Raw genomic sequence first — 11,254 nt, 5'->3', positions numbered from 1 at the left:
ACTGCTCCGCTTAGAATTCATGAGTTGCTGGTGTTCTTGAAACAAAGAGCAAGCTCCCTCCCACATTTGGATTGCATTTCAATCATCAGCCTGCTTAGCAGCCGGGAGGGTGAAGCCCGATACTGAGCGGCGCAGCTGGCTGGCCATTTTCGCCAGGTTGCCGATGCTCTCGGCGGTGGCGGTCGAGCCCGATGAGGTCTGGCTGGTGATCTGCTGGATGACGTTCATGGTCAGCGAGATCTGCCCCGCCGACGACGTCTGTTGCTGCGCCGCGTTGGAAATACTCTGGATCAGCGCCGCCAGGGTTTTCGACACGCCTTCGATCTCTTCCAGCGCCACCCCGGCGTCCTGGGCCAGCCGTGCGCCGCGCACCACTTCAGTGGTGGTCTGCTCCATCGAGATGACGGCTTCGTTGGTGTCGGCCTGGATCGCCCGCACCAGGGTTTCGATCTGCCGCGTGGCCGCCGAGGAGCGTTCGGCCAGGCGTTGCACTTCATCGGCAACCACCGCGAAGCCGCGCCCGGCATCCCCGGCCATGCTTGCCTGGATCGCGGCGTTGAGCGCAAGGATGTTGGTCTGGTCGGCGATGTCATCGATCAGGCTGACAATGTCGCCGATCTCCTGGGACGACTCGCCCAGGCGCTTGATGCGCTTGGCGGTGTCCTGGATCTGCTCGCGAATGTTGTCCATGCCGTGGATGGTGTTGTGTACCACTTCATTGCCCTTGTTGGCGATTTCCACCGAGCGCTCGGCCACCGCCGAGGATTCAGCCGCGTTCGCCGACACCTGATCGATCGACTGGGCCATCTGCTTGATCGCGGTGGAAGCCTCGGCGATTTGCTGGGCCTGATGCTCCGAGGCCTGCGCCAGGTGCATGGCGGTGGCCTGGGTGTCCTGCACCGCGCCGGCGACCTGGCCGGCGGTGAGGTTGATGGTAGCGACAAGGTCGCGCAGTTGGTCCACGGAATAGTTGATGGAGTCGGCGATGGTGCCGGTGAAGTCTTCGGTCACCGAGGCCGTCACGGTGAGGTCGCCGTCGGCCAGGTCTTCGATTTCATCCAGCAGGCGCATGATCGCGTTCTGGTTGCGCTCGTTCTTCTCGGCGGTCTCCCGCAGTTGCTGGTTGGTGGCGCGGACCATCACCAGGCCGATCAGGATGATCGAGGCCAGCGCCAGCAAGCCCAGCACATAGCCACCGATCGTGTCGAAGCTGCGCCCGCCGGCGAGGTTTTCAAAGCCGGTGGCCAGGAGCGAGGCTTCATCGAGCAGGGTTTGCGAGAGGTTGAAAATATTGCTCGCCGAGGCCCGGACCTGGAACAGTTGCGGCGAGGTTTCGAGGATCTCGTCCACGGAGCCGGAGACAAACTCGAACAGCTCGGCGATTTCCGCCAGGCGCGCCCGTGCGTCGTGGTCCTCGACCTGGGTGATGCGCAGCCCGGGGTTGCCCTGGAGCATGCCGGTGAGCACCTGGCCGAAGCGGTTGGCATCGCGGCCAAAGGCATCGGCGGCCTGCGCGGCGGTTTCGTCACCGGCCAGCACGGTGTTGACCGCCCCCAGGATCCGTTCGGCCAGCAGCGACTGGCGCTGGGCCAAGGCCACCTGGCTGGCCGGGGCGCCGCGTTGCAGCAGGATATCCACGACCTTTTCCGATTCCATCTGCAGTTGCGGCACGGTTTCGGCCAGGGTCGCGGCAACTTGATGCAACGACAGCACGGTCTGTTCGCTGGCGAGGATCGCGTCGGTGTTTTTCAGCAGCGCTTCCCAGTCGGTCTGCACCGCCCGCATCTCTGCACGTACCGCACTGGGCGCGGCGGGCAGGCCGGTGGCCGGGTCGCCCTTTTTCAGGTAACCCCAGCGGCGGGCAAAGTCATTGCGCGCCTCCGCCAGCAACTTGAACGCCGCGGCCTTGCCGGCGGCGGCTTCGGTGGCGTTCTTGGCGATACGCTGGGACAGCACCCGCAACTCACCGGCGTGGCCGATGTACTGCTTGTCGTAGGTGGACTGGGTGTTGAGGTACGCGAAGTTGGCGAACAGCAACATGATGAACACGATCAGCGCAATAAACAGCACGATGATCTGCGAGCGGCTGCGTGAGCCTGCCTGGGGTTTGGGCGTGGTAGCGGTGGTCATGCGGCAACATCCATGAAGCCAGGGGCCTGGGCCAGAGCGAAGGGGCTGAAGACCTGCCATTGCTGATCAGCGTCGAACCGGCCACTGATAAAGGGTACGCCGGGGGTGGCGCTGGGCAACAAGGCGTCTTGTGCGAAATGCTGCATACCCACCACCTCGTCCACCAGCAGCCCGATAAATATGTCCTGGTATTCCACGACCAATACCCGCCGCTGCTTGTCTGCCTTGGACAGCGCATGGCCGAGGAACCCGCCGAGATCCATCACCGGCAGCAGGCGCCCACGCAGGTTAGCGACTCCTCTGATCCAGGTCTTGACCCCGGGCATTAAAGTGCAGCGCGGCTCATGCAGCACTTCGGCGACTTCGCGCATGGGCGCGACAAACCACTGTTCGCCCACGCGAAAGCCGATCCCGCTCCAGCCTTGCAGGCGGGTTTCCTGGGACGGCAGGTCAGCGGCCAGCAGGCGACAGCGGCGGTCGATGTCCAGCAGCAGCTCGAAGGCGGTTAGCGACTCGGTCATGATGGCGTGCCGTCAGCGGGCCAAGACCTTGTTCAGGGTGGCGATCAGCGTGGCTTCGTCCACCGGCTTGGTCAGGTAATCCTTGGCGCCCTGGCGCGCGCCCCAGATTTTGTCGGTTTCCTGGTCCTTGGTGGTGATGATGATGATCGGGATGCCATTGGTTTCCCGCTCCTTGGACAGCTGGCGGGTGGCCTGGAAGCCATTGAGGCCCGGCATCACGATGTCCATCAAGACCGCGTCGGGCTTTTCCTGGCGGGCCAGGGCCACGCCGTCGGCACCGTTTTCCGCTTTCAAGACCTGATGACCGTGCTTTTCCAGCATGCCGGTCAGTTTGTACATTTCGGTCGGCGAATCGTCGACGATCAGAACACGTGCCATGGTTTTCCCCACTACATTGGAAGACGCACGCCCTTGTGAGGTTGCGTCAGTGTGCTTGTTCTACTGCGGCGAAACCCGGCACGTAGGCCTTGATCGCGCCCAGCAGTTCTTCCTTGCTGAAAGGCTTGGTCAAAAACTGATCGACACCGACGATACGCCCCTTGGCCTTGTCGAACAGGCCGTCCTTGGAAGACAGCATGATCACCGGGATCGACTTGAACGCCGGGTTGTTCTTCACCAAGGCGCACGTCTGATAGCCATCCAGGCGCGGCATCATGATGTCGACAAAGATAATGTGCGGGTGATGATCCACAATCCGGGCCAGGGCATCGAAACCATCGATGGCCGTGATGACATCGCAGCCCACGTTCTTCAACAGGGTTTCGGCGGTGCGGCGGATCGTTTTCGAATCGTCGATCACCATCACTCTCAAGGCGTTGGAATGCTGTTCCATATCTGCTCTACCATCGCCACAGCGAATCGGTTTTCGGTGTGTACGGCCTGATACTGCCCAGGATGAGCGTCACAAGCCTTGGAATTCAGGGGCTGCTGCGCCGTGGCAGTCTTTTTAGCACAGTCTCGTGGAGCAATCTATCGAGCGACCCGCCAGGTGGTTTTTCCTTGACCCACAACAGTCGCAGCGCCACTCTGACGCCACTTTTATGCGCCCTAATTTGCTAGAGGAAATCCCCCATGAGCGTTCGCGTCGGCATTGTCATGGACCCTATCGCCAGCATTTCCTATAAAAAGGACAGCTCGCTGGCCATGCTCCTGGCCGCCCAGGCCCGCGGCTGGAGCCTGTTCTATATGGAACAGCGCGACCTTTACCAGGGCGACGGCGAGGCGCGTGCGCGGATGCGTCCGCTCGAGGTGTTCGCCAACCCTGAAAAGTGGTTCGAACTGCAAGACGAAATCGACAGCCCCCTGAGCGACCTGGACGTGATCCTGATGCGCAAGGACCCGCCGTTCGACATGGAATTCGTCTACTCCACCTACCTGCTGGAGCAGGCCGAGCGCGCCGGCGTGCTGATCGTCAACAAGCCGCAGAGCCTGCGTGACTGCAATGAGAAGCTGTTCGCCACGCTGTTCCCGCACTGCACGCCGCCGACCGTGGTCAGCCGCCGCGCCGATGTGCTGCGCGAATTCGCCGCCAAGCACGGCGATGTGATCCTCAAACCGCTGGACGGCATGGGCGGCACCTCGATCTTCCGCCACCGCGCCGGCGACCCGAACCTGTCGGTGATCCTCGAAACCCTGACCGCCCTGGGCACCCAGCAGATCATGGGCCAGGCTTATCTGCCGGCGATCAAGGACGGCGACAAGCGCATCCTGATGATCGACGGCGAACCGGTGGATTATTGCCTGGCGCGCATCCCGGCAGCCGGCGAGACCCGCGGCAACCTGGCGGCCGGCGGTCGTGGCGAAGCCCGGCCTTTGTCGGACAAGGACCGCTGGATTGCTTCCCAGGTCGGCCCGACCCTGCGGGAAAAAGGTTTGCTGTTCGTAGGCCTCGACGTAATTGGTGAACACCTCACCGAAATCAACGTCACCAGCCCGACCTGTATTCGCGAGATCGACAATGCATTTGGCACGAACATCGGCGAAATGCTGATGGCCGCGATTGAGCGCAAGCTACAAGCCAAGTGACATAGAACAGCCGGACACCCGCCAACATTGCGTTATCATGCGCCACCTGTGAAACACGCGATGTTGGTTTTCTTGTCATGACACTCCCGTCCGATCTGCCCTTCGAACCCTCCCCCAGCGGCGTGCGCCCGGCTGATCGGCTCGGATTTACCCTGTTTCTCGCGGCATTGATCCACCTGGCGCTGATCCTCGGCGTGGGTTTCACCATGGTCGAACCCAAGCAAATCACCAAGACCCTGGAAATCACCCTCGCCACGTTCAAGAGCGAAAAGAAGCCCGAGAAGGCCGATTTTCTCGCCCAGGACAATCAGCAGGGCAGCGGCACGCTGGACAAGAAAGCCGTGCCCAAGACCACCGAAGTGGCGCCGTTCCAGGACAACAAGGTAAATAAAGTCTCCCCGCCGCCGACGCCCAAGCCCGAGGTCCCCCAGGCCGCGCCCAAGCCTGTGGTGACCACCGTCGCGCCGAAACCGCAAAAAGCCGCGACCCAGCGCGAGAAAACCAAGACCGAACCGCGACCCGAGCCCGTCAAGCCGGCGCCGACCTTCGACAGCTCGCAGCTCTCCGACCAGATCTCCAGCCTCGAAGCCGAACTGGCCAATGAGCAACAGCTGTACGCCAAGCGCCCGCGCATCTACCGCCTGAACGCGGCGTCCACCATGCGCGACAAAGGCGCCTGGTATAAGGACGAGTGGCGCAAGAAGGTCGAACGCATCGGCAACCTCAACTACCCGGATGAAGCGCGCCGCCAGCAGATTTATGGCAATTTGCGCTTGCTGGTGTCGATCAACCGCGACGGCACGTTATATGAAGTGCAGGTACTCGAATCGTCCGGCCAGCCGCTGCTGGACCAGGCCGCCCAGCGCATCGTGCGCCTGGCCGCGCCTTTTGCGCCGTTCAGCGGCGACCTGAATGACGTGGACCGCCTGGAAATCATCCGCACCTGGCGGTTTGCCAAGGGCGACCGCCTGTCCAGCAACTGATAACCCCAATCAACACCAATCACTGTAGGAGCGAGCTTGCTCGCGAAAAACTTGAGAGCGACGCGGTTCTACCTGGAGCACTTCGTTATCGTTGGCGTTTTTCGCGAGCAAGCTCGCTCCTACAGAAAAGGCGACGGCGCTGTATTCGGATCACTCCCAGCTTGTCAGTTCGCCCCTCCAACGCCACACTAGCGGACATGAAAAATGTCAGCCCGACCTACCTCAAGCACCAATTCCTGATCGCCATGCCCCATATGGCCGACCCGAACTTTGCGCAGACCTTGACCTACATTGTCGAGCACACGGCCAATGGTGCCATGGGGTTGGTGGTGAACCGCCCGCAGGAGCTGAACCTGGCCGATATCCTCGAGCAACTGCGCCCGGAGATCGACCCGCCAGCCCGCTGCCAGGGCGTGCCGATCTATATCGGCGGGCCGGTGCAGACCGATCGCGGCTTTGTGCTGCACCCGACCGGGCCGAAGTTCCAGGCCACGGTGGACCTCGACGGCGTGTCGCTGTCCACATCCCAGGACGTGTTGTTCGCCATTGCCGACGGCGTCGGCCCCGAACAGAGTGTGATCACCCTCGGCTACGCTGGCTGGGAAGCCGGGCAACTGGAGGCCGAGCTGGCCAGTAACGCCTGGCTGACCTGCCCCTACGATGCCGACATTCTGTTCAACACTGCCGCCGAACTGCGCCTGGACGCGGCCGCGGCCAAGCTGCGGGTCAACCTCAGCCTGCTGACCAGCCAGGCGGGGCACGCCTGATGGCCTTGCGTCTGATCCTCGGTTTTGACTACGGCACCAAACAGATCGGCGTCGCTGTCGGCCAGGTCATCACCGGCCAGGCCCGCGAGCTGTGTACCTTGAAAGCCCAGAACGGCATACCGGACTGGAACCAGGTCGAAGCCCTGATCAAGGAGTGGAAGCCCGACGCGGTGGTGGTCGGCCTGCCCTTGAACATGGACGGCACCCCCAGCGACATGTGCCTGCGCGCCGAAAAGTTCGCGCGCCGCCTCAACGGCCGCTACAACCTGCCCTTTTATACCCACGATGAGCGCCTGACGACCTTCGAAGCCAAGGGTGAGCGCCGCGACCGTGGCGGGCAGAAAGGCAGCTACCGCGACAACCCGGTGGACGCCATCGCCGCGGCCTTGCTGTTGCAGGGTTGGCTGGATGAAAACACCGCGTTATTTGAATCCTGACTGACGCGGCTTGCCGCGTCTTTTTACGTTTGAGCCCGGTCCTTGCTGGCAACCCCTGCCGCGCAAGGCCTTGAAGGAGCGACCATGAGCCTGCCAAACCCCGCCGAACTGATCAGCCAGATGGCGATTCGCCTCAAGGCCCATCTGAAACACCGTGGCATCAGCGAGCCGCGCTTCATCGGCATTCGCACGGGTGGCGTGTGGGTGGCTCAGGCGCTGCTGCAAGAGCTGGGCAACGATTCGCCGCTGGGTACGCTGGATGTGTCCTTCTACCGCGACGACTTCAGCCAGAACGGCCTGCACCCGCAAGTGCGCCCGTCGGCCCTGCCGTTCGAGATCGAAGGCCAGCACCTGGTGCTGATCGATGACGTGCTGATGAGCGGCCGCACCGTCCGCGCCGCGCTGAACGAGCTGTTCGACTACGGCCGCCCCGCCAGCGTGACGCTGGTCTGCCTGCTGGACCTGGACGCCGGCGAGTTGCCGATCAGCCCGGATGTGGTCGGCGCGACCCTGTCGCTTTCAGCCCAGCAGCGGGTAAAATTGTCCGGTCCCACGCCGCTCGTACTCGAACTGCAAGACCTTGCCCTTTAAACCGCCTTGTAAAGAGTCCCCGCGATGACGCCTCTAGATGCCAAGCGCCCGCTGCAGCTCAATGCTCAGGGCCAGTTGCAACACTTCTTGTCCCTCGACGGTTTGCCCCGCGAACTGCTCACCGAAATCCTCGACACCGCCGACTCGTTCCTCGAAGTCGGTGGCCGCGCGGTGAAGAAGGTCCCGCTGCTGCGCGGCAAGACCATCTGCAATGTGTTCTTCGAGAACTCCACGCGCACCCGCACCACCTTCGAACTGGCGGCCCAGCGCCTGTCGGCCGACGTGATCACACTGAACGTGTCGACCTCGTCGGCGAGCAAGGGCGAGACCCTGCTCGACACCCTGCGCAACCTTGAAGCGATGGCCGCCGACATGTTCGTGGTGCGCCACGGCGACTCCGGCGCCGCGCACTTCATCGCCGAGCACGTCTGCCCGCAGGTGGCGATCATTAACGGCGGCGACGGCCGTCACGCCCACCCGACCCAGGGCATGCTCGACATGCTCACCATCCGTCGGCACAAAGGCAGCTTTGAAAACCTTTCGGTGGCCATCGTCGGCGACATCCTGCACTCGCGGGTAGCGCGCTCGAACATGCTGGCCCTGAAAACCCTGGGTTGCCCGGATATCCGCGTGATCGCGCCGAAAACCCTGCTGCCGATCGGCATCGAGCAATACGGCGTGAAGGTCTACACCGACATGACCGAAGGCCTCAAGGATGTGGACGTGGTGATCATGCTGCGCCTGCAACGCGAACGCATGTCCGGTGGCCTGTTGCCGAGCGAAGGCGAGTTCTACCGCCTGTTCGGCCTGACCACCACGCGCCTGGCCGGAGCCAAGCCGGATGCCATCGTGATGCACCCGGGGCCGATCAACCGAGGGGTGGAGATCGAATCGGCGGTGGCCGACGGCAACCAGTCGGTGATTCTCAACCAGGTGACCTACGGCATCGCCATACGCATGGCGGTGCTGTCCATGGCCATGAGCGGGCAAACCGCGCAACGTCAATTCGAGCAGGAGAAGGCCCAGTGAAGCTCAGCATTCTCGGCGCCCGCGTCATTGATCCGGCCAGTGGCCTGGATCAAGTCACCGATCTTCATCTGGAAGCCGGCAAGATCATCGCCATCGGCGCTGCGCCCGCTGGCTTCAGCGCCAGTGAGACCCTCGACGCCAAGGGCCTGGTGGCCGCGCCTGGCCTGGTCGACCTGAACGTCGCCCTGCGCGAGCCGGGTTACAGCCGCAAAGGCAACATCACCAGCGAAACCCGCGCCGCCGCCGCCGGTGGCGTCACCAGCCTGTGCTGCCCGCCGCACACCAAACCGGTGCTGGACACCTCGGCCGTGGCCGAGCTGATCCTCGACCGCGCCCGCGAAGCCGGCAATTGCAAAGTGTTCCCCATCGGCGCCCTGAGCAAAGGCCTGGAAGGCGAGCAACTGGCCGAACTGATCGCGCTGCGCGATGCCGGTTGCGTGGCCTTCGGCAACGGCCTGGAGAGTTTCCGCAGCACCCGCACGCTGTGCCGTGCCCTGGAATACGCGGCCACCTTCGACCTGACTGTGATCTTCCACTCCCAGGACCGCGACCTGGCCGAAGGCGGCCTGGCCCATGAAGGCGCCGTGGCCAGCTTCCTCGGCCTGCCGGGCATCCCGGAGACCGCGGAAACCGTGGCCCTGGCCCGCGATCTGCTGCTGGTGGAACAAAGCGGCGTGCGTGCGCACTTCAGCCAACTGACCAGCGCCCGCGGCGTAGACCTGATCGCCCAGGCCCAGGCCCGTGGGTTGCCAGTGACGGCAGACGTGGCGCTGTATCAGTTGATCCTGACGGACGAGGCGCTGATCGACTTCTCCAGCCTGTATCACGTACAACCACCGCTGCGCACCCGTGCCGACCGCGAGGGTTTGCGTGCGGCGGTGAAGTCCGGTGTGGTGTCGGCGATTTCCAGCCATCACCAGCCCCACGAGCGCGATGCCAAGCTGGCACCGTTCGGCGCGACCGAGCCGGGTATCAGCAGCGTCGAGCTGTTGCTGCCGCTGGCGATGACGCTGGTGGAGGATGGCTTGCTCGACCTGCCGACGCTGCTGGCGCGCCTGAGTGCAGGCCCTGCCGAAGCCTTGCGCCTGCCAGCGGGCAAGTTGGCGGTGGGGGCGGCGGCGGACCTGGTGCTGTTCGATCCGGCCAGCTCGACGATTGCCGGCGAGCACTGGCTGTCCAAGGGCGAAAACTGCCCGTTCATCGGCCATAGCCTGCCGGCGAGCGTGCGCTACACCCTGGTGGACGGACGCATCAGCTACCAGGCCTAAAGCGGGCTCGGTAAAAAATGTGGGAGGGGGCTTGCCCCCGATAGCAGTGGGTCAGCTACAGATAAGCTGACTGGTCCACCGCCATCGGGGGCAAGCCCCCTCCCACATTGGGTTCTCTATAGAGCTTGAGAGATCAGCGCCCGCCTCTTAACTCGGCGTTACGGATCGATATCTGCGTATTCAACGTCCAGAAGTCATACAACACCCCCACCAGGAACAGGCCGCCGGTCAGCAGGTACAGCAGGCCGGTGACCCATTTGCCCTGGTACATCCGGTGTACACCGAACACGCCGAGAAACGCCAACAGAATCCAGGCCACGTTGTATTCGATCGGGCCGGCGGTAAAACGCAGGTCGGCTTCACGGTCCATCGCCGGAATCAGGAACAAGTCGATCAGCCAGCCGATCCCCAGCAAGCCCAACGTGAAAAACCAGATCGTCCCGGTGACGGGTTTGCCGTAATAGAAGCGATGCGCCCCGGTAAAACCAAAAATCCAGAGCAGGTAACCGATCACCTTGCTGTGGGTGTCTTGCTGCGAAACATCCTGTCGATAGGTGTTCATGGCGTACCTCTTTTGCTGCGATAGATAAATTTTTTCACTTTCTTTGTGACTTTTTTACATGCGCCCGACGTATGGCCGATGGTATCTTCGCTCCCCTGAAAGCCTGATGCCACCTGACTTGTGTAGGACAATTGCGGCGATTCGTCGCGTATTTCCTGAGTTTGACCCCAAGGTTCAGTCGACAAACGGCCTGAGAACGACACAAAAAGCTGTTATAAAGTTGCGCGCAAACCCATAAGAGCCACGCCTAATGCGACCATTTTTCAAGACATGGCTAACCATTTGCCTATTAATGCCACTGGCCGCCCACGCCACCAATCGTGAGCAACGACTTCCTAACGTCAACGGCTTCACCCCTAAAGTCCACAGCACACCCAGCACGGCCAAATCCGTAAAGCCCACCGTCAGCCGCCCGACTAAACTGAGCAAGGCCCACGGTAAGGCAACACCCGGCCTGATGGCGGGTAACACCAAGCAAAGCAGCACCGTCCTCAGCCGCGCCGTGAATGTGCTCGGTACACCTTATCGTTGGGGCGGCAGCAGCCCAAGTAAAGGGTTCGACTGCAGCGGCCTGGTAAAATATGCATTCAACGACGTTGCCGCGGTGGATTTGCCACGCACCTCCAACGCCATGGCCGCCGGCCACGGGCAGAAGGTTGACCGCAAGGACTTGAAGCCGGGCGACCTGCTGTTCTTCAAATTGAAGAGCCGCCGGGTTAACCACGTTGCCATCTACCTGGGCAACGACCGCTTTATCCACGCACCGCGTCGCGGCAAGTCGGTCAGCATCGATACCCTGAAGAAGCCGTTCTGGGACAAGAACTACGTGATCGCCAAGCGGGTTCTGCCGAAAGAACAGAACAACCTGCGGATCGTCCAACGCTGATCTGAAGCTGGAATACAGTACCCATGTGGGAGGGGCTTGCCCCTCCCACATTTGA

13 protein-coding genes are annotated in these 11,254 nt (G+C 62.4%); 8 read left to right on the top strand and 5 right to left on the bottom strand.

The annotated features are described in order from the left end of the window. Nucleotides 1–78 precede the first annotated feature (78 nt). From AC07W0_RS09430 to pilG, 4 genes are read right to left on the bottom strand one after another with little or no spacing between them, the layout of a single operon-like run. A complete protein-coding gene (locus AC07W0_RS09430; RefSeq protein WP_017844995.1) occupies nucleotides 79–2,130 on the bottom strand; it encodes a methyl-accepting chemotaxis protein in 2,052 nt (683 codons plus the stop codon). Then, nucleotides 2,127–2,651: a chemotaxis protein CheW gene (locus tag AC07W0_RS09425; protein ID WP_046381763.1), complete on the bottom strand. Its 525-nt coding sequence runs from the start codon at nucleotides 2,649–2,651 to the stop codon at nucleotides 2,127–2,129. Before AC07W0_RS09425 ends, AC07W0_RS09430 begins: the two co-directional genes overlap by 4 nt. A gap of 12 nt (nucleotides 2,652–2,663) precedes the next feature. Continuing rightward, on the bottom strand, nucleotides 2,664–3,029 hold the full coding sequence (pilH, locus tag AC07W0_RS09420; RefSeq protein WP_017844997.1) for a twitching motility response regulator PilH: 366 nt from the start codon (nucleotides 3,027–3,029) through the stop codon (nucleotides 2,664–2,666). Between the two features lie 46 nt (nucleotides 3,030–3,075). Beyond that, on the bottom strand, nucleotides 3,076–3,483 hold the full coding sequence (pilG, locus tag AC07W0_RS09415; protein ID WP_010564379.1) for a twitching motility response regulator PilG: 408 nt from the start codon (nucleotides 3,481–3,483) through the stop codon (nucleotides 3,076–3,078). 239 nt (nucleotides 3,484–3,722) lie between these two features. On the opposite strand from pilG, the gene gshB reads away from it, so the two are divergent. The 7 genes from gshB (at nucleotide 3,723) to AC07W0_RS09380 (ending at nucleotide 9,751) form a co-directional block, all read left to right on the top strand. Further along, nucleotides 3,723–4,676, top strand: a complete 954-nt coding sequence (gene gshB / locus AC07W0_RS09410; protein WP_017844998.1) for a glutathione synthase — start codon at nucleotides 3,723–3,725, stop codon at nucleotides 4,674–4,676. Between the two features lie 77 nt (nucleotides 4,677–4,753). Continuing rightward, the gene (locus tag AC07W0_RS09405) at nucleotides 4,754–5,659 is read left to right on the top strand and encodes an energy transducer TonB (RefSeq protein WP_017844999.1); all 906 of its coding nucleotides are present in this window, start codon (nucleotides 4,754–4,756) and stop codon (nucleotides 5,657–5,659) included. A 197-nt stretch (nucleotides 5,660–5,856) separates the two neighbouring features. Next, nucleotides 5,857–6,426, top strand: coding sequence for a YqgE/AlgH family protein (locus AC07W0_RS09400; protein WP_017845000.1), 570 nt, complete (start codon nucleotides 5,857–5,859; stop codon nucleotides 6,424–6,426). After that, nucleotides 6,426–6,863, top strand: coding sequence for a Holliday junction resolvase RuvX (gene ruvX, locus AC07W0_RS09395; RefSeq protein ID WP_005792259.1), 438 nt, complete (start codon nucleotides 6,426–6,428; stop codon nucleotides 6,861–6,863). Before AC07W0_RS09400 ends, ruvX begins: the two co-directional genes overlap by 1 nt. An 84-nt stretch (nucleotides 6,864–6,947) precedes the next feature. After that, complete coding sequence (gene pyrR / locus AC07W0_RS09390; protein ID WP_017845001.1) at nucleotides 6,948–7,454, top strand: bifunctional pyr operon transcriptional regulator/uracil phosphoribosyltransferase PyrR; 507 nt, start codon at nucleotides 6,948–6,950, stop codon at nucleotides 7,452–7,454. Between the two features lie 24 nt (nucleotides 7,455–7,478). After that, nucleotides 7,479–8,483 (top strand): aspartate carbamoyltransferase catalytic subunit, encoded by a 1,005-nt coding sequence (locus AC07W0_RS09385; protein ID WP_017845002.1) that lies wholly within the window; start codon nucleotides 7,479–7,481, stop codon nucleotides 8,481–8,483. Beyond that, on the top strand, nucleotides 8,480–9,751 hold the full coding sequence (locus tag AC07W0_RS09380) for a dihydroorotase (protein WP_102617737.1): 1,272 nt from the start codon (nucleotides 8,480–8,482) through the stop codon (nucleotides 9,749–9,751). Before AC07W0_RS09385 ends, AC07W0_RS09380 begins: the two co-directional genes overlap by 4 nt. A gap of 133 nt (nucleotides 9,752–9,884) precedes the next feature. Here AC07W0_RS09380 and AC07W0_RS09375 read toward each other — a convergent pair whose 3' ends face one another. Then, nucleotides 9,885–10,313 carry a TM2 domain-containing protein gene (locus AC07W0_RS09375; RefSeq protein WP_102617738.1) on the bottom strand — a complete coding sequence of 143 codons (429 nt, stop codon included), beginning with the start codon at nucleotides 10,311–10,313 and terminating at the stop codon, nucleotides 9,885–9,887. Nucleotides 10,314–10,563: 250 nt separating this feature from the next. On the opposite strand from AC07W0_RS09375, the gene AC07W0_RS09370 reads away from it, so the two are divergent. Further along, nucleotides 10,564–11,199, top strand: coding sequence for a C40 family peptidase (locus AC07W0_RS09370; protein ID WP_046487813.1), 636 nt, complete (start codon nucleotides 10,564–10,566; stop codon nucleotides 11,197–11,199). The last annotated feature ends 55 nt before the right edge of the window (nucleotides 11,200–11,254 follow it).

Source organism: Pseudomonas sp. GW704-F2, assembly GCF_059423025.1.
The sequence above is the reverse complement of the archived record's forward strand: the minus strand, read 5'-3'. Positions and strand labels throughout refer to the sequence as shown.